The organism is Thiocapsa sp. (assembly GCF_035467215.1).
Taxonomy (GTDB): domain Bacteria; phylum Pseudomonadota; class Gammaproteobacteria; order Chromatiales; family Chromatiaceae; genus Thiocapsa.
Genome location: NZ_DATITZ010000368.1, coordinates 1 through 17,354 on the forward strand (window position 1 = coordinate 1; position 17,354 = coordinate 17,354).

Genomic DNA, 17,354 nt, shown 5'->3' on the forward strand with positions numbered 1-17,354 from the left:
CGAGGCCGGCCCGATCACCAACTGAGCCAGCGCGAAGACCGCCAGATAGGCAGTGACGCTGAGCTGAGCCAGCTCGATCGTCGAGTCCAGATCCCGCGCAATCGCCGGCAGGCTCGGCAGATACATGTCTATGGCAAAGGGCGTCAGGCCGGAGAGCAGACCAAGCGTGAGGAGCGTCGAGAGGCGAATCTGCATGGGCCCTCCGGGCCGCTGCGCCCGCAGGCCGCAGAGAAAAGGAAGAGTGGTTAAAAGAGACGCGGCGCTGTCTTTCTTCACCGACTGGCTGCTGGAAAACCCGCACTGAGTGGCGGTGGACTCGCTTCAGTCGACGCCGCCCGGGGATGACCGGTTTCGCTGCGCTCTACCCATTCGTGTCGGACTCGTCTTGAAGGATTGAAGAGCCGGGGGAGATTTCCGATCCGCTTCGCATGGCCATCTTCAAGGCAGAGACGCGTGCCGCGCGGATGTGCTCCGGGATGAGTCGCGGCTCGCGTGCGGCGCGGGCGACGGCGCCGACATCCACGGCCGCGACGGCAGCCTGCAACCGACGCAGGGTCTCGCCCTGCGGATACTCGCGATCGGCATAGCCGGTGCGGCCCCGAAAATCGGCCTCGCAGGCGGTCAGCATCCGGTGGAAGCGCTCCGGCCGACGGAAGGCGTCGGCGCCTTCCAGGAGATCGAGGATGGTCGTCGCGCGCAGCTCGTCGACCTTGTGGACGAGGCCGTGGTAGCGCGCCGTGATGCGGGCGAGCTCGCGAAAGCGCACGGGGACACGCAGACGCTCGCAGACGGCTTCGAGTAGATCGACGCTGCGTTCCTCGTGACCCCGATGGCTCGGCAGTATCTCCGCCGGCGTAGTGCCCTTGCCGAGGTCGTGACAGAGGGCCGCGAAGCGAACCCCGAGATCGGGGGACAGCCGCGCGGCCATGTCGATCACCAGCATGACGTGAACGCCGGTGTCGACCTCCGGATGCCACTTCGCCGGTTGGGGTACGCCCCAGAGTCGATCGACCTCGGGCAGCAGCCGCACCAGTGCGCCGCACTCGCGCAGCACCTCGAAGAAACGCGAGGGTCGATCCTCGCAAAGCGCGCGCGCCAGCTCCTGCCAGACCCGCTCCGGGACCAGGGCATCGACCTCCCCGGCCGCGACCATCTCGCGCATCAGAGCCATGGTCTCGGGCGCGACACGGAAGCCGAGGTCGTCGAAGCGGGCCGCGAAGCGGGCGAGACGCAGGATCCGGACCGGGTCTTCCGCAAAGGCCGGGGAGACATGCCGCAAGACGCGCGCCTGGAGGTCCGCAAGCCCTCCGTAGGGATCGATCAGGATACCGGATGGATCCTCGGCGAGCGCATTGATGGTGAGATCGCGGCGCTGCAGGTCCTCCTCGAGCGTGATGTCCGGGTCCGCGTGCACCGCGAAGCCGTGATAGCCGGGCGCGGTCTTGCGCTCGGTGCGCGCCAAGGCGTACTCGTCCTTGGTCTGTGGATGCAGAAAGACGGGGAAGTCCTTGCCGACCTGCTGAAAACCGCGGGAGAGAAGCTCATCGGGTGTCGCGCCGACCACGACGAAATCGCGCTCGCCGACCGCGCGCCCGAGCAGGCGGTCGCGCACGGCGCCGCCGACCAGATAGATCCGCAGACCCTCGGTGGCGCTCACGGCGAGGGGCCGACGCGCGAGAACGCATCGGCACCGGAGCGGAGAGCGACGCGGGTGCGGGGAACCTCTCGAGCGGGGGGCGCGGTGTGCAAGGCTGGCTTCATCTGTGCGGTCTGTCTTGTCGCGGGATTATACCGGGCAAAGGCTTGCGGGTAGAATTCACGGTCCGTTTCATCACCTGAGACCCGAAGACCATGCGACTTTTTGGATATCTGATCCTGTTCGCGCTGATCGGCTACGGCATCTGGCCCTATTTCACGGTCTTCCGTCTCGACGAGGCGATCAATCAAGAGGGCACGGCTCAGCTCGCCACCATGGTGGACCTGCCGGCAATCCGTGCCAATTATAAGGCACGGGTCAACGCGGGCGTGGACGGCATCTTCCCCTCGGGCGATCCGGAAAGCGTCATGAGCTGGATCCGCCAGAACGTCGACCGCCTCGGCGACTCGGCGCTCGAGCAGGCGATCACCCTGCCTTGGGTGCGCGACACCCTACGCGGCGCGGTCACGCGAGCCACCGGCCAGAGTCCGCCCTATCTGCTCGGCGGGATCGACTTCGCCTTCTTCGAATCCTACAACCGCTTCCTGATCCGCATCGGCGATTTGGGCCGTTCGACCACGCATGTGCGGATGACGCTGCAGGGCACGGACTGGAAGATCACCGATATCATCGACTGAGTCGGTGCCGCCGTCCTCTTGTTCACGATATCGGTCAGTCAGGCCACTGGGCTCTCGACCCCGAGCGAAGGCTCCCTGCCCGCCCTCGCGATCCGTGATCACCAGGTCGATGTCCTTGTTCAGGACGGCTACGCCGTCACGACCGTCGAGCAGGTCTTTGACAACCCGCATGCCCAAGATCTCGAAGCGACCTACTCCTTCCCGGTGCCCGAGCAGGGCACGGTGGCGGAGGTCGCGGTCTGGATCGACGGCAAACCCATCACCGGCGAGGTGCTTCCGAAAGAGCGCGCCGAGGAGGTCTACCGGAGCGAGCGCGCCGCCGGACGCGATGCCGGCATCGCCGTCAAGAACGCCTACCGAACCTTCGACATCCGCGTCGCACCGGTGCGGGCCGGGCAGGACACGCGCGTCCGCTTCGTCTATCTGCAGCCGATCGCGATCGATCACGGGATCGGGCGCTATGTGTATCCGCTGGAAGAAGGCGGCGTGGACGAGGCCAAGCTCGCCTTCTGGAGGGCGAGCACCGAGGTGCAGGATCGCTTCCGCTTCGATCTGCGCCTGCGCTCGGGCTATCCTCGATCTCGTGACCTATAAACCCGATCCCACCGGTCGCGGCACCTTTCTGCTGACCCTCACCCCGGGCGATGACCTTCAGCCGATCAGCCAAGGCGCGGATTGGGTCTTCGCGCTCGATCTCTCCGGCTCGATGCAGGGCAAATACGGCACCCTGGCCGAAGGGATCCAACAGGCGCTCGGGAAGCTCCGCCCGGACGACCGCTTCCGCATCGTCGCCTTCAACAACAGCGCACGCGAGTTGACCGGCGGCTATGTACCGGCGACGGCCGAGAGCGTGCGCGAATGGGCCGATCGGATCGCCGCCGAGCAGCCCAACGGCGGGACCGACCTCTACTCCGGTCTACAGCTCGGTCTGGATCGGGTCGACGCCGACCGCACCAGCGGCATCATCCTGGTGACCGACGGTGTGGCGAACGTCGGCGAGATCCTCGCCGCATCGAGCAAGCTGACCCATGCCGCCCTGCACGGCATCCGGCTCGAGATCGACGGGGTGCGGACGACGGATCTCACCCCGGCCCGGCCCGGATCGCTCTATCGCGGCCAGCAGCTGATGTTCCTCGGGCACTATTGGGGCGACGGCGAAGCCACGCTGACCCTGAGCGGTCGCCTCTCGGGCGCCGAGACCCACTACCGCGGGCGTTTCGCCTTCCCGGCCCAATCGACCGCAAACCCCGAGCTGGAGCGCCTCTGGGCCTACGACCGCATCCGCGAGATGGAGCGCGAGATCGAGAACTTCGGCCCGGACGCCGACATGGAAGACGCCGTTCGCGACCTGGGCGTCGCCGCGATCCTCGTGATCCGCCGCCGGCCCGCAAACGCGTAAGACCGTAGGTCGGATCAGCGCAGCGTCATCCGACATTGCCCCTGCCAACGTCGGGTTACGGCGTGCTTAAGCCTCTGAGCGGATCCGAAAACTCATCCCAAGCGCGCCTAACCCGACCTACGGGGTCTCGGAGCCACCGTCATGACAACCAGGATGCCCTGGACGCTCGCCCTCGCCCTCGCGGCTGCCGGCGTCTATCTGATCCTCGGACCGGTTCCGGACGAACTGATCCTCGACCGCTCGATACCGCTCGCGGCCGAGCCCTGGCGTGCCTTCTCGGCCCATCTCGCACACAGCGACCCGTCTCATCTCATCCTGGATGTCGCAGGCCTCCTTCTGGTCGGTTGGCTGTACGAGCCGGTGCTGCGAGGCCGGATGACCACGCTCCTGTTGCTCGGCATGCCGAGCATCCTCGGAGCGGTCATGCTGCTGGAGCCCCGCGTCGCCGCCTATTGCGGTCTCTCCGGCATCGTCAATCTGATCGTCGGAGCCGGATTGGTTGCGGCATGGCGAGCCGAGCCGCGCGACCCTCTCCCGATCCTCTTCGCCCTCGCCGTCGCGGCCGAGATCATGCTCGAGTGTCTCACCGGTGGGGCCGTCTTCACCGATACGGCCTGGGCATCCGTTCCCACCGCCCATGCGGCCGGCTTTCTGATCGGGGTCATGTCGGCAATGGCAAGAAAGGCTAAGATTGCCGACATCGTCAATCCGCCAGAAGAGAACACCTCGATGACCTCGAGCAGCGGTCCGCGTCACGGCAAGACCGGCAAACCCATCGACAGCGCCAAACTCGATCGCGTGGTCGCCGACGCCCGCAAGGCCAGCGACGATCGCGCCGCCGGCTATCGCGAGCAGGCGCTAAAGCTCTACGACTGGGTCTGCGGGCGGTGCGCACGCACCTTCACCCGCGAGAACCTGCGCGAGCTGACCGTCCATCACAAGGACATGAACCACGACAACAACCCGCCCGACGGCAGCAACTGGGAGTTGCTCTGCATCTACTGCCACGACAACGAGCACCAGAAGTACGAGGAGCACCTAGCCTCCCTGGCCGGCGGCCGGGTCGCCAAGCCGGGCGTGGCGGGAAAACAGACGACACACAACCCCTTCGAAGGGCTGGCCGATCTCCTGAAGAAAGACGCCTGACGGGGTTTGCTCGAGCGACCCGATTCGCTGGATCGTCTGGTCAGCGCGGAGTATCTGCCGCGAAGGATGTCGGTACCTTGAGACTGCAGAACATGGGATTCGGCCTGATGCTCTCGCTTGTGCTGACGGCCTGCGCCACCGGCACACACGCTCTGGCGGCGGAGAAGACACTCGCATTCGGGATCTCCGCGTACCGACCCGAAGCGGTCATGCTCCCGCAATGGCGCCCGCTCGCGGACTATCTTGAACGCACGCTGCCCGGCTACCGGATCAGTCTGAAGATCCTCGAGCCCGAGGCTCTCGAGCAGGCGGCCCAGCGCGGCGAGCTGGATCTGGTCTTGACCAATCCGGCGCACTACATCGCCATCCGCTCGAATAACCTCCTCAGCGGCGCAATCGCCACCCTGGTGCGGCGGGAGGGCGATCTCGCACTGGCCGTGTTGGGCGGGGTGATTTTTACGGCGGAGGACCGCGACGACATCGACGGCCTGGAGGACCTGATCGACAAGCGCATCGCGCTGAGCGGTCTTTACAACCTGGGCGGCTATGCCGCACCCATGACTGAATTGAAGGCCCGAGGGATCGGACCGGAGCAGATCGATCTTAGGGTCGTCGGCGCGCCGCATGATCGCACGATCGCGGCGGTCCTCTCCGGCGCGGCGGACGCCGGCTTTGTCCGCACCGGCGTCATCGAGCAAATGCAGCACGAGGGTCGACTGACCAATCGGATGCCGCCGTTCGAGCATCTGACGCCGATCGGCTGGCACGACCTTTGGGCGCAGCATCGCATTGCGCTGATCGCCGCGCCATGCGCGCGGACGGACCCTGCACGAGCGAGGAGTGGGTGACCTTCGCTCGGGACGGCCATCGCGAGCTGCTGGAGACCACCAAGCTGGCCATGCACGATGCCGACGGCACGCTCATCGGCGTGCGCGGAATCGGCCACGACATCACCGATCGCAAGCGCATCGAGCACGACCTGCGCAGCATCACTTTATATGCGGCCGAAGGGATCTGGACGAGCGGACTCGACTCTCGTTTTCTCTACGCCAATCCGGCCGCGCTGGCGATGACCGGTCGGGAGGGACCTGACCCATCTGAGGGACCATGAAGAAGCCCTCTTCCGCGCCATTTACTACGACACCCTGACCGGACTGCCGAACCGCACGCTGATGCTCGAACGTCTGGAGCAATTGCGCTTGCGCGCATGCCGCGATCAGAGCCATCTCGCGTTGGGTTTCTTGGATTTGGATCGCTTCGGCGTCGTCAACGAGCGCTACGGGCACGCCCGCGGCGATCGGATCCTGGCCGAGATCGCATCGCGTCTGCGAGCGACGCTGCGTCCCGGCGACACCCTCGCGCGCATCGACGGCGACGAATTCGCGCTCCTGATGGACGCCCTCCCGCACCCCGAGGCGGCATCTCCGGCCATCGAGCACCTTCTGACCCAGCTCGCGATACCCATGATCGACAACGGCGAGGCGATCCGCATCTCCGCCAGCCTGGGCTTGACGATCTTCCCGGAGGACGAGGGCGACTCGGAGACCCTGTTGAGGCATGCCACGCAGGCCATGTATCGCGCCAAGGAGCTCGGCCGTGATCGGATCCATCTCTTCGATGTCGCACAAGACCAAGCGTTGGTGGCCCGCATCGACGATTTGAAACACTTTCGCGACGCGATCGAGCGCAACGAGCTGGTGCTCCATTACCAACCCAAGGTGGATCTCGGCACGGGCGATATCGTCGGCGCCGAGGCCCTGATCCGCTGGCAACACCCCGGGCGCGGGCTGCTTCACCCGACCGACTTCCTGACGATCGTGGACGGATCCGAACGCCCTGGGCGTCGTCGAGCATCTCATCAGACTCGCCAAGATCTTCGACCGCAACGTGATCGCGGAGGGGCTCGAAACGATGGACGATTGGCTTGGGCTGCGCCAGCTCGGTTGTGATCAAGGCCAGGGATTCGGCATCGCGCGCCCGATGCCGGCCGAAGACCTGCCGGCGTGGGTCGACGCATGGCACGCGGCCGGACTCTGGCGTGATCTGCCGAAGCAGCACTGCACCGACTGCGATGACACACTCGTCATCGCCGGCATCATTCACCGCCGCTGGTTCCGCATCTTGAGCGCAGCGGTCGAGACCGGATGGGCCGACGCCGTCGAGATCGTCGATGCCGTGCATTGCCCCTTCAGCAAATGGTCTCGAGGGATCGGCGAGCGTCGCTACGCCGATCTTCCGGACTTCAAAGTGATGGACGATATCGATCGACGCGCGCACCGGATCGCCGAGGAGATCGGCGCACGTCTCAAGCACGGCGACACTTCCGCCGCACGCGTGCAGCTGCCCCAGCTGCAGGCAGCCTGCACTGAGTTGCTGGATCACATCGATCCTCTCGCCGAGTGCGAGAGCTTGGATCTCCGGAGCATCTGACCGGGGCTCCTCGCCCCCTCGGGGACCGGCCACGGCCAGCGGAACGGGCAAAAGCCGATTACACTTCAGTCGGTGACCGCAACGACCCTAAACCCGTCAGCGAGGTATGCGATGGACAACCACGACTATCAACGCCTGTTGCTCGCGGTGGATTTCGAGAAGGAAAGCGAGCCGGTCGTCGCACGCGCGCAGCGGCTCAAAGCATTGCTCGGTGCGCGGCTCTTTCTGCTGCATGTCGTCGAGCACGTCCCGCCGACGATGGAGTACATGCCGGTGGGTTATGCCGGCGACGTCGCCGTCCCGGAGAACCTGGATCTGGAAGAGGAGCTCTTGGCGATCGCCCGGCGGGAGATCGATGTCGTGGGCGAACGCCTGGATGTGCCGATCGCCGATCGCCTGGTGCGTGTCGGTCCAACCGGGCGCACGATCGACGAGGTCGCGGGAGAGCTGGCTGTCGACCTCGTCGTCATCGGCAGCCGCGGACGGCACGGGTTCTTGGGGCTTTTCGGCTCCACGGCGCGCTCCGTTCTGCGCAACCCGACCTGCGACGTGCTGTGCGTGAAGATCGAGGAGGCCGGCTAAACCGCGGCCGGGGTGCTTGACGAGTTCATCGGGTGAGTCGGGCCTCGGGTGAGACCTTCACCGTCGGCGCTGCCTCGGTTTAGTAACGGTTGAGAAACACCTTAGCCATCGCGGTTCATTCTCCCCCTCTCCGCAACCCCTCTCCCGCGAGGGGAGAGGGGCGAAGATGGATCACTTGCGATTGAATCGTTGCTCAGGAGTCGGGGAGATCAAGACGAGAGCCTTGAACCTGGATTCACGCCGGGCAGCTACCCGTCTCGCGGGTCGGCGTCGGCGAGAGCACGGCCACCGGCGGTTGCTTGGGCTGCCACTTCAGATCGGCATCCACGCGGCGGCAAGAGCCAGGAGTATCGCGGCCATCGCCCCGGCGATCAGGTCGTCGAGCATGATCCCGAGGCCGCCGGGCACCTTGCGGTCCGCGACCCGCACGGGCCAGGGTTTCCAGATATCGAAGAGCCGGAAGAGGACGAAGCCGGCGAGGATCCAGAGCCATCCGGCCGGCGCGGCGACCATGGTCAGGAGAAAACCGACCCACTCGTCCCAGACGATCGCCGAGGGGTCTTTCGAGTCCAGATCGCGTGCGGTGCGATCGCAGGCCCAGATCCCGACGAGAGTGAAGAGGACCAGCAGACCGACATAGAAGGGCCAGGCCAAAGGGCTGAGCAGCAGATAGAGCGGGATCGCCGCGAGCGTGCCGACTGTTCCGGGCGCAAGCGGAGCCAATCCCGAGCCGAAACCGAAGGCGATCCAGTGATGGATGCGTCGCGGATTGAAGCCGGACTTGAAGCCGCTTCGGGGCGTGCCGTCAGGTGTTGTTCGAGAAGTGGTCATAACCGACACTCGAAAGGCTTGTCGGGATCCCGTCCGGCCCCCTCAGGATCAATCCGGGCTGCGCACCGATGATGCCGACGGCAGTAAGCGTGCAACCGAGCCCCGCCGCCATTGATGCGATCAACGCTGCCTGCTCGGGCGGCGCGCAGAAACACAGCTCGTAGTCATCGCCGCTCGACAACGGCAGCGACCAATCGCCCTCGGATGCGATCCGGCTTGCCACGGCGGGAGACAGCGGCAAGGCCGTAAGGTCGATCTCGGCCCCGACACCGGATGCCGCAAGGATGTGACCGAGGTCCCCGGCCAAACCATCCGAGAGATCGATCATGGCCGTGGCGATCCCGCGCAAGGCGGTTCCGAGTGCGACGCATGGATCCGGGCGCTCCAGTCGCTCCCGCAGAGCCGAATCGACCGGACCGCCCTCGCGCATGAGCCGGAGCGCAAGCCCGGCATCGCCCAGCGTCCCGCTGACCCAGACGAGATCGCCGGGGCGGGCGCCGTCGCGCCGCACCGCCGCGCCGTGGCGCACCAGACCATGGACCTGCACGGTCACGCTCAATGGACCGCGCGTGGTATCGCCGCCGACCAAGCGCACCCCGTAGGTTCGGGCCAAGTCGCCGAAGCCGCGCGCGAATGCCGCGAGCCAGTCGTCGTCGCGCTCGGGCAGGGTCAAGGCCAGCGTCGCCCAAGCGGGCGCGGCGCCCATCGCGGCCAGATCGCTGAGCCCGACGGCCAGGGACTTGTGTCCGAGGGCCTCGGCATCGCAGTCGTGGAAGAAGTGGACCCCCGCGACCAAGGTGTCGATGCTGACCGCCAGGCTCAGGCAGGCCGGGACCTCGAGCAAGGCACAGTCGTCGCCGACGCCGAGCAGGACATCGGCGCGGGGCGTACCGAGATCGGCGAAGAAGCGACCGATCAGGTCGAACTCGGATCGCGATCCTTCATCCATCCTGCAATGTCACGCGCGCCTAGACCGGCCGACCCGACGCCGCCGCATGGGTGCGCGCGACCTTGTCGAGCACGCCGTTGACGTACTTGTGCCCCTCGTGGGCGCCGAGCAGCTTGGTCAGCTCGACCGCCTCGTTGATGGCGACGCGATCCGGAATGGAGTCGGAGAAGAGGATCTCGAAGGCGCCGAGACGCAGGATCGCAAGCTCCACCGGATCGACCTGACTGATGGGTCGGTCGAGGACTCGGTCGAGCTGCGCATCGATCTCGGTCACATGGACCGGAACGCCCGTGAGCAGTTGATCCAAAAGCTCCATGTTGAAATTGAACCGCTCCTTGGAATCGGGCGGGGCGTCGTCCTCGGACCCGTTCAGCGAGCCGGCGACGGCATCGAGCCACTCGGGGTCATCGAGGAGATGGCGTTTGATCTCCATCGGATCTTCGCCGGTCAGCCGCCATTGATAGAGCGCCAAGGCGGCATAGCGGCGTGACTGACTGCGGGGATTGATCGTCATCAATCGAGCTGCCGCAAGAGGTCAACCATCTCGATGGCGGACATGGCCGCTTCGGCGCCCTTGTTGCCGGCCTTGGTGCCGGCACGTTCGATCGCCTGCTCGATGGTGTCCACTGTGAGCACGCCGAAGGCAACCGGGATGGCGTATTTAAGGCTGACCTGGGCCATGCCCTTGACGCACTCACCGGCGACGTACTCGAAGTGCGGCGTGCCGCCGCGGATCACCGCACCCAGCGCCAGGATGGCATCAAAGCTGCCCTTGGCGGCGATACGCTCGATGGTCACCGGCATCTCGAAGGCGCCGGGCACGCGCACAATCGTCAGCCCGTCATCCGTCGCACCGTGGCGCTTGAGCGTGTCGATGGCGCCTTTTTCCAGCGCCTCGACCACGAAACTGTTCCAGCGCGACACCACAAGGCAGAAGCGCGCATTGTCGGCGCGCATGACGCCCTCGATCGTCTTGATACTCATCGGTTAGCTCGTCTCGATTCAAACCGCACAGGCGCACGGGGCGCGAAGGGTTTCAAACCGAATTCTTGGAAGCTGTTCTTATCGACGCGGTTTCGGCGAATCCTGCATCGCCACCTCGTCATCCTTTGCGTCCTCTGCGCCTTTGCGGCTCTCGCTATCCGTCTCGGCGTCCGCCAAGGCTCAGCTCGCCGGACCGCTCGCCGTCCTCCCCCCGGTGTACTCCACGACCTCCAGATCGAAACCCGAGATGGCGTGCATCGCCTTGGGCGCACTCATGACGCGCATCTTGCGCACGCCAATATCCGAGAGGATCTGGGCGCCGATCCCGTAGGTCCGCAGGGCATTGCGATCTTGGCGGCGTGCGGGCACCACGTCGTCCTCGTCATGGAGCTGAAAGTCCTTCAGACGCGCCAGCAGGTCGGCGGCGCTGTCGCGGTTGCGCAGCACCACGATCACGCCCTCGCCCTCGGCCGCGACCTGTCGCATTACGTCCTGCAAAGGCCAACCGCAGGCGTTGTGACGCGTACCGAAGAGGTCGCACAGGGTGTTTTGCAGATGCACCCGGACCAGGGTCGGGCGCTCCGGGCTGATCTCGCCGAGGGTTAAGGCCAGATGGATCTCGTTGTCGATACTATCCCTGTAGGCCACCAGGCGGAAGGTCCCGTGATCCGTACGCAGCTCGCACTCGCACTCGCGCAGGACCGCCTTCTCGTGCCGTACCCGGTAGTGGATGAGGTCCGCGATGGTGCCGATCTTCAGACCGTGGGTCTCGGCAAAGGCTTCGAGATCGGGCCGGCGCGCCATCGAGCCGTCCTCGTTGAGGATCTCCACGATCACCGCGGCGGGACTGTAGCCGGCGAGCCGAGCGAGGTCGCATCCGGCCTCGGTGTGCCCGGCCCGGACCAAGACCCCGCCCGGTTGGGCCATGAGCGGAAAGATGTGTCCGGGCTGGACCAGATCCTTCGGCTGCGCATCCGGCGCGACCGCGGCCTGGATGGTCGTGGCCCGATCGGCCGCCGAGATGCCCGTCGTCACGCCGCGGGCCGCCTCGATGGAGACGGTGAAGGCGGTCGAATGGGCGGCCTGATTGTCGCTGACCATCATCGGCAGGCGCAGACGCTCGCAGTGCTCCTTGCTGAGGGTCAGGCAGATGAGGCCGCGCCCGTACTTGGCCATGAAATTCACGGCCTCCGGGGTCACGCGATCGGCAGCCATGAGCAGATCGCCTTCGTTCTCGCGGTCCTCGTCGTCCATGATCACGACCATCCGCCCCGCACGGAGCTCCTCGATGATCTCTTCGGTAGTGTGGAGGCCTGGATTACCCATCACTGAAATGTCGTCCGAGCGAAAAGCGGTTTAGTTTAGCAAAGTAGGATCCGAGAAGCGGTCGGCGAATCCCTCTCGGTTCGGAGGATGGGTTTCGCTGCGCTCTACCCATACTACGGCAGCCGATGATCAATCGCTGGATCTCGCGAATCCATGCCGGGCGAGAAACCCCATGGTCAGCCCCGGCTTCGCCGGGTCGCTCTCGGCAGCGGCATCGTCCAACAGCAGCCGTTCCAAATAGCGGGCAATCAGGTCCACCTCCAGGTTGACCCGGGTGCCGCTGCGGTAGCCGCCGATGATGGTCTCGGTCAAGGTGTGAGGCACGATGTTCAGCTCGAAGATCGCGCCGTCGACCTGATTGACGGTCAAGCTGGTACCGTCCACGCAGATGGAGCCCTTCGGCGCAATATAACGTGCCAGCTCGGCCGGGGCCTGGATGCGCAGCCTCCAGGACCGGGCATCCTCGCGCTGCTCGATGATCTGCCCGACGCCGTCGACGTGACCGCTGACCAGGTGCCCGCCAAGCGGGGTCGCCAAGGTGAGTGCCGGCTCCAGATTGACCGCGCTGCCGGGCGCGAGTGTTCCGAGCGTCGTGAGCGAGAGGGTCTCGCGCGAGACATCCGCGGCAAAACCGCGCCCCGTCAACTCGACCGCCGTCAAGCAGATGCCGTTGACCGCGATGCTGTCGCCGAGCGCCGCGCGCGCAAGATCAAGCTTCCCGGCATCGATCGAGAGACGCACGTCGCCGCCGCGCGGTTCGAGCCGCTCGATCCGGCCGATGGATTGGATGATTCCGGTGAACATGTTTTCAATGGCCCAAGTGTAGGTCGGGTTAGCGCAGCGTAACCCGACGATCGGCGTCTCGACAGACCGGAAACGTCGGGTTACGACGCGCCTAAGCCTCGGAGTAAATCCATAGAGCGCATACCGGGCGCGTCTAACCCGACCTACGAGCGCTACGAGCGCTGCTGGTCGGATCGGGGCTGGCCGTGATACGAAGATCTCGGCCGACGGCGCGGACGTCGACGATCGCGAGGGGGATGCGATCGCGCATCCGATCGAGTCCGGGCAGGCTGAAAAGACCGCGTCCCGCATCGCCCATTAGGTGCGGGGCCAGGTAGATGAGGATCTCGTCGACCAAGCCTTCAGAGAGGGCGGCCCCGGCGAGGGTCGGCCCGGTCTCCAGGATCACCTCGTTGATCTCGCGCCGGGCCAGCTCGCTCATGAGAGCACCGAGGTCGACTTGCGCGGAGGCCCCTGGACAGAGAGACACCTCGGCACCTGCGTCCTTCAGCTCGGCCATCCGCCGGGGGTCGTCGACCGCACCGACGATCAGGGTCGTCCCCGGCAGTGTCAGGATGCGGGCGGTCGGCGGCGTGCGCCAGCGGCTGTCGACCACCACGCGCAGCGGCTGGCGAATCACCTCGCCCGGTCGCATCCCGGGCAGATCCTCTGCACGGAGCCGAACATTCAGGCTCGGATCATCCGCGAGCAGGGTGCCGATCCCGGTGAGGATCGCCGAGCTGCCGGCGCGCAGGCGCTGCACGTCGCGGCGCGCCGCCTCGCCGGTGATCCATTGACTCTCCCCGCTCGCCATCGCGGTGCGCCCGTCCAGGCTTGCCGCGAGTTTGCATCGGACGTATGGACGACCCTGCTCCATCCGCTTGATGAAGCCCGGATTGAGTGCGCGCGCCTCGGCCTCGAGTAGGCCGGTCTCGACCGCAACCCCGGCCTCAGCGAGCAGTCGCAACCCCCGCCCGGCGACCAGCGGATTCGGATCCACCATGGCGCAGACCACCCGAGCGACCCCGGCCTCCAGCAGACCGTCGGTACAGGGCGGCGTGCGGCCTTGATGACAGCACGGCTCCAGCGTCACGTAGGCGGTGGCGCCGCGGGCACGCTCGCCCGCCTCGATCAGTGCGTGGCGCTCGGCATGCGGCTCGCCGGCGCGCCGGTGCCATCCCTCGCCGACGATGTGACCGTCGCGGACGATCAGGCAGCCGACGCGCGGGTTGGGGTCGGTCGTGAAACGCCCGAGCTCGGCGAGCTGAACGGCTCGCGCCATGAAGGCATGGTCGGCACCCGGAGCCGCCCCGCCCCTCGGCGCGTCATCCGACCCGGTCGTCAAGGCTTGAGCTCCAGCTCCTGGAGCAGATCCAACTGCTGGCGTTTCACCTCGGGCGTGGGCTGCTGCTCGAGCCGCTCGATCTCTTCGCGGAAGGCGGCGACGTCCTCGAACTTGCGATACACCGAGGCGAAGCGCACGTAGGCGACCTGATCGAGCTGACGCAGCTCCTCCATCACCAGCTCGCCGATGCGCAGCGCCGGGACCTCGCTCTCGCCGCTCGACATCAGCTTGCGCTGGATCCGCCACATGGCGCTGTCGATCTCGTCCGTGCTCACCGGCCGTTTCTCCAGCGCCCGCATCATCCCGGAGCGCAGCTTGCGCCCGTCGAAGGGCGCACGGCTGCCGTCGCGCTTCACGACCCGCGGCAGATTCAGCTCGGCCGTCTCGAAGGTCGTGAAGCGCTCGTGACAGACGACGCACTTGCGCCGCCTGCGCACCTGGTCGCCCTCACCGGAAAGACGCGAGTCCACCACCTTGGTGTCCTGGGCGCCGCAGAAGGGGCAGCGCATTCAACGCTCGTAGACGGGGAAGCGCTTGCAGAGTGCCAGCACCTTGGTCTTGACCGCATCGATGGTGGCTTGATCGCCGCGGGCGTCGATCAGATCGCACATCCAGCCGGCCAGATCGCGCGCCTCGTCGGTCCCGAAACCACGCGTGGTGATCGCTGGGGTGCCGACACGGATGCCGCTGGTGACGAAAGGCGATTGTGGATCGTTGGGCACGGCGTTCTTGTTGACCGTGATGTTGGCGGCACCCAACCAGGCATCGACGTCCTTACCGGTCAGACCCTGCTCGATGAAGCTAACCAGGAAGAGATGATCGTTCGTCCCGCCCGAGACCACGTCGAAACCGCGCGAGAGAAAGACCTCGGCCATCGTCTGGGCATTCAACAAAACCTGCTGCTGGTAAACCTTGAAGCTCGGCTCCAACGCCTCCTTGAAGGCCACCGCCTTGGCGGCGATCACATGCATCAAGGGACCGCCCTGGGTGCCCGGGAAGACCAGCGAGTTGAATTTCTTCTCGAGCTCGGGGTTGGCCTTCGCCAGGATCAAGCCGCCGCGCGGACCACGCAGGGTCTTGTGGGTGGTGGTCGTGGTGACGTCGGCGATCTGTACCGGACTCGGGTAGACGCCGGCGGCGACGAGACCCGCGACATGCGCCATGTCGACCATCAGGTAGGCACCGACGGCATCGGCGATGGTCCGAAAGCGCGCCCAGTCGACGATCCGCGAATAGGCCGAGAAGCCGGCGATGATCATCTTGGGGCGATGATCAAAGGCCAGACGCTCGACCTCGGCGTAGTCGATCTCGCCGGTCGCAGGATCCAGTCCGTACTGGACCGCGTTGTAGATCTTGCCCGAAAAGTTCGGCTTGGCACCGTGGGTCAGATGACCGCCGTGCGCCAGGCTCATGCCGAGAACCGTGTCGCCGGGCTGGCACAGGGCCATGAAGACCGCCGCGTTGGCCTGGGATCCGGAATGCGGCTGGACGTTGGCATAGTCGGCGCCGAACAACTGTTTGGCGCGATCGATCGCCAACTGCTCGGCCACGTCGACATACTCGCAGCCGCCGTAGTAGCGCTTGCCCGGATACCCTTCGGCATACTTATTGGTCAGGACGCTGCCTTGAGCCGCCAAGACACGCGGGCTCGCGTAGTTCTCGGAGGCGATGAGCTCGACGTGCTCCTCCTGACGGCGCTCCTCGTTCTGGATTGCACCCCAGAGCTCAGGATCATAGTCGCTGATCTGCATGCTTTTCTCGAACATCGTTCGTTCCCCAGGCGGCGCAAAGCCGCACAGTGTATCGATTTTTCGGCCCAGCGTCGCTGTCTAGATCGCTCAGGGCAAGCTATGTGAGGTATGCCGTGAGGATTGGCAATCCCGCGGAGGGAAGGGTTTGAACGGAATCGGTCTCTCTCGGAGCGATAACCGTCCAGGGATCGTCGACTTCCAGTCGACGATCCCTGGAGTGTCGGATGTCTAAATCAAATCGCGCGAAACACGGGTTAGTCAGCACTCTCGTCGCCTGGAAAAAAGTCGGCAGCGAGGATGTCCTCGAGCGCGTAGGGGCAGTGGTCGGGAAACTGCCGGCGATCGATCCCGGTTTCGTCCTCGGCCTTCAGCTTGGCTTTCTCGTAGACCGCTTGCAGCTTGTCGATCAGGAAGGGACGCAGGCCGGGACTGTCTTCCAGCAATTCGGAGACGTCCATGCGCTGCGCGAGGATCGTCGTACGCCAGCTGCGCGAACCTTTCGGCGCTTGGTAGTGCCATTTGAGGAGATGCATCAAGAGGACAGCCAAGCGGCTCAACAACTCGCGTTTTTCGCTCTTCGCCATGGCCTCGAGCTCCTCTGCGATGTTCTCCACGTCGATCCGATCGAGTTGACCGCGGCGCATCAAGGCCACGTTGTCGGTCAGCCAGCCGTAGAAGTCTTTGTCATAGCTTTGAGGTGTACTCACGTCGCTGTCCTTTGATGGTGTCTCGAGCGGGGTGGTCTCCGCTCCCGGGATAGTCGACTTGCAGTCGACATCGTGCGCTGGCCTTTCGGCCCGCGGGTCGACTGCAAGTCGACTATCCCGGGGGTGTCGCCGTTGCGGATCCAGAATCGTGAATCCGTACCGGTCGAGATGACATGACTATAGATTCGGGAAGCGACGGCGGCAAATCCGACCGGCCTCGGCAGGAATTCCGGCTGCCGCTTCGGCTGGACCGAACGATGCCGGGCTTACGTCCGTCATTGGACACGGCGCTGGCGATGATCTATCCCCAGGCTGTCCGGGATTCCGCGCATGAACGCGCGTGAATTGGGTCTGCCCGAAACAGCCTTTCCCCGCACCTGTCCTTACGCGCTTGAGCAGATCCTCACACCCGACTTTTTTGCCCGAGAGCGTCCGACGCTGATCCGTCGCGGGGGCTTCGCGGTGTAGAATTGAGACCCGATCAGACCGACATGGCCATCATTGACATGTCGACAGCACACCGCCGGGGCCGCAGACGATGACCGAAACCATCCACAACGTCGATCACGCCGAGATCAGCAAGTTCGAGGAGCTGGCCTCGCGCTGGTGGGATCCGCACAGCGAGTTCAAGGCGTTGCACGAGATAAATCCGCTGCGCCTGGACTATATCGAGCGCGCGGCGTGCGGGTTGGCGGGCAAGCGTGTCCTGGATGTGGGTTGCGGCGGCGGCATCCTCTCCGAGTCGATGGCGCTGCGCGGTGCGGAGGTGACCGGGATCGACATGGGC

Annotated in this window: 22 protein-coding genes and 2 pseudogenes; 12 read left to right on the forward strand and 12 right to left on the reverse strand. The window is 65.5% G+C overall.

Features of this window, described 5'->3' with window-relative positions:
- Positions 1–195, reverse strand: a pseudogene (locus VLR48_RS20010) (Bcr/CflA family drug resistance efflux transporter); the annotation flags it as partial.
- Between the two features lie 166 nt (positions 196–361).
- Positions 362–1,657: a multifunctional CCA addition/repair protein gene (locus VLR48_RS20015; RefSeq protein ID WP_325293468.1), complete on the reverse strand. Its 1,296-nt coding sequence runs from the start codon at positions 1,655–1,657 to the stop codon at positions 362–364.
- A 194-nt stretch (positions 1,658–1,851) separates the two neighbouring features.
- Here VLR48_RS20015 and VLR48_RS20020 point away from each other — a divergent pair, with 194 nt between their 5' ends.
- The 10 genes and pseudogenes from VLR48_RS20020 to VLR48_RS20065 all read left to right on the forward strand — a co-directional run bounded on the left by VLR48_RS20020 (position 1,852) and on the right by VLR48_RS20065 (position 7,891).
- On the forward strand, positions 1,852–2,334 hold the full coding sequence (locus VLR48_RS20020) for a DUF2939 domain-containing protein (protein ID WP_325293469.1): 483 nt from the start codon (positions 1,852–1,854) through the stop codon (positions 2,332–2,334).
- 18 nt (positions 2,335–2,352) lie between these two features.
- On the forward strand, positions 2,353–2,928 hold the full coding sequence (locus VLR48_RS20025) for a VIT domain-containing protein (RefSeq protein WP_325293470.1): 576 nt from the start codon (positions 2,353–2,355) through the stop codon (positions 2,926–2,928).
- Positions 2,918–3,733 (forward strand): VWA domain-containing protein, encoded by an 816-nt coding sequence (locus tag VLR48_RS20030; protein WP_325293471.1) that lies wholly within the window; start codon positions 2,918–2,920, stop codon positions 3,731–3,733. The genes VLR48_RS20025 and VLR48_RS20030 overlap by 11 nt, the downstream gene beginning before the upstream one ends.
- Before the next feature lie 153 nt (positions 3,734–3,886).
- Positions 3,887–4,396: pseudogene (gene rrtA / locus VLR48_RS20035) on the forward strand (rhombosortase); the annotation flags it as partial.
- Positions 4,397–4,462: 66 nt separating this feature from the next.
- A complete protein-coding gene (locus VLR48_RS20040) occupies positions 4,463–4,879 on the forward strand; it encodes a YajD family HNH nuclease (RefSeq protein WP_325293485.1) in 417 nt (138 codons plus the stop codon).
- A 77-nt stretch (positions 4,880–4,956) separates the two neighbouring features.
- Complete coding sequence (locus VLR48_RS20045) at positions 4,957–5,727, forward strand: phosphate/phosphite/phosphonate ABC transporter substrate-binding protein (protein ID WP_325293472.1); 771 nt, start codon at positions 4,957–4,959, stop codon at positions 5,725–5,727.
- Positions 5,652–5,990, forward strand: coding sequence for a PAS domain-containing protein (locus VLR48_RS20050; protein WP_325293473.1), 339 nt, complete (start codon positions 5,652–5,654; stop codon positions 5,988–5,990). Before VLR48_RS20045 ends, VLR48_RS20050 begins: the two co-directional genes overlap by 76 nt.
- Before the next feature lie 34 nt (positions 5,991–6,024).
- Positions 6,025–6,828, forward strand: coding sequence for a diguanylate cyclase domain-containing protein (locus VLR48_RS20055; protein WP_325293486.1), 804 nt, complete (start codon positions 6,025–6,027; stop codon positions 6,826–6,828).
- Positions 6,752–7,309 (forward strand): hypothetical protein, encoded by a 558-nt coding sequence (locus VLR48_RS20060; RefSeq protein ID WP_325293487.1) that lies wholly within the window; start codon positions 6,752–6,754, stop codon positions 7,307–7,309. Before VLR48_RS20055 ends, VLR48_RS20060 begins: the two co-directional genes overlap by 77 nt.
- A 111-nt stretch (positions 7,310–7,420) precedes the next feature.
- Entirely contained in the window at positions 7,421–7,891 is a 471-nt protein-coding gene (locus tag VLR48_RS20065) for a universal stress protein (protein ID WP_325293474.1), read from the forward strand.
- Positions 7,892–8,203: 312 nt separating this feature from the next.
- Here the strand turns inward: VLR48_RS20065 and VLR48_RS20070 are convergent, their stop codons facing one another.
- The 10 genes from VLR48_RS20070 to VLR48_RS20115 form a co-directional block, all read right to left on the reverse strand.
- The gene (locus VLR48_RS20070) at positions 8,204–8,722 is read right to left on the reverse strand and encodes a phosphatidylglycerophosphatase A (RefSeq protein WP_325293475.1); all 519 of its coding nucleotides are present in this window, start codon (positions 8,720–8,722) and stop codon (positions 8,204–8,206) included.
- Positions 8,697–9,671 (reverse strand): thiamine-phosphate kinase, encoded by a 975-nt coding sequence (gene thiL, locus VLR48_RS20075; protein WP_325293476.1) that lies wholly within the window; start codon positions 9,669–9,671, stop codon positions 8,697–8,699. The genes VLR48_RS20070 and thiL overlap by 26 nt, the downstream gene beginning before the upstream one ends.
- 19 nt (positions 9,672–9,690) lie before the next feature.
- Positions 9,691–10,185 carry a transcription antitermination factor NusB gene (gene nusB, locus VLR48_RS20080; RefSeq protein ID WP_325293477.1) on the reverse strand — a complete coding sequence of 165 codons (495 nt, stop codon included), beginning with the start codon at positions 10,183–10,185 and terminating at the stop codon, positions 9,691–9,693.
- Positions 10,185–10,655 (reverse strand): 6,7-dimethyl-8-ribityllumazine synthase, encoded by a 471-nt coding sequence (gene ribE / locus VLR48_RS20085; RefSeq protein WP_325293478.1) that lies wholly within the window; start codon positions 10,653–10,655, stop codon positions 10,185–10,187. The genes nusB and ribE overlap by 1 nt, the downstream gene beginning before the upstream one ends.
- Positions 10,656–10,835: 180 nt before the next feature.
- Complete coding sequence (gene ribBA, locus VLR48_RS20090; RefSeq protein WP_325293479.1) at positions 10,836–11,981, reverse strand: bifunctional 3,4-dihydroxy-2-butanone-4-phosphate synthase/GTP cyclohydrolase II; 1,146 nt, start codon at positions 11,979–11,981, stop codon at positions 10,836–10,838.
- Between the two features lie 129 nt (positions 11,982–12,110).
- On the reverse strand, positions 12,111–12,785 hold the full coding sequence (locus VLR48_RS20095) for a riboflavin synthase (RefSeq protein WP_325293480.1): 675 nt from the start codon (positions 12,783–12,785) through the stop codon (positions 12,111–12,113).
- Between the two features lie 133 nt (positions 12,786–12,918).
- Entirely contained in the window at positions 12,919–14,046 is a 1,128-nt protein-coding gene (gene ribD, locus VLR48_RS20100) for a bifunctional diaminohydroxyphosphoribosylaminopyrimidine deaminase/5-amino-6-(5-phosphoribosylamino)uracil reductase RibD (RefSeq protein WP_325293488.1), read from the reverse strand.
- 59 nt (positions 14,047–14,105) lie between these two features.
- Positions 14,106–14,618 carry a transcriptional regulator NrdR gene (gene nrdR / locus VLR48_RS20105; RefSeq protein ID WP_232408493.1) on the reverse strand — a complete coding sequence of 171 codons (513 nt, stop codon included), beginning with the start codon at positions 14,616–14,618 and terminating at the stop codon, positions 14,106–14,108.
- Positions 14,619–15,875, reverse strand: coding sequence for a serine hydroxymethyltransferase (gene glyA / locus VLR48_RS20110; protein WP_325293481.1), 1,257 nt, complete (start codon positions 15,873–15,875; stop codon positions 14,619–14,621). It lies immediately after the preceding gene.
- A 239-nt stretch (positions 15,876–16,114) separates the two neighbouring features.
- Positions 16,115–16,567, reverse strand: a complete 453-nt coding sequence (locus VLR48_RS20115) for a DUF29 domain-containing protein (protein WP_325293482.1) — start codon at positions 16,565–16,567, stop codon at positions 16,115–16,117.
- 330 nt (positions 16,568–16,897) lie between these two features.
- Here VLR48_RS20115 and VLR48_RS20120 point away from each other — a divergent pair, with 330 nt between their 5' ends.
- Both VLR48_RS20120 and VLR48_RS20125 read left to right on the forward strand, forming a co-directional pair.
- Positions 16,898–17,035 (forward strand): hypothetical protein, encoded by a 138-nt coding sequence (locus VLR48_RS20120; protein ID WP_325293483.1) that lies wholly within the window; start codon positions 16,898–16,900, stop codon positions 17,033–17,035.
- A gap of 70 nt (positions 17,036–17,105) precedes the next feature.
- On the forward strand, positions 17,106–17,354 hold a 249-nt coding region (locus VLR48_RS20125; RefSeq protein WP_325293484.1), incomplete at its 3' end, for a methyltransferase domain-containing protein.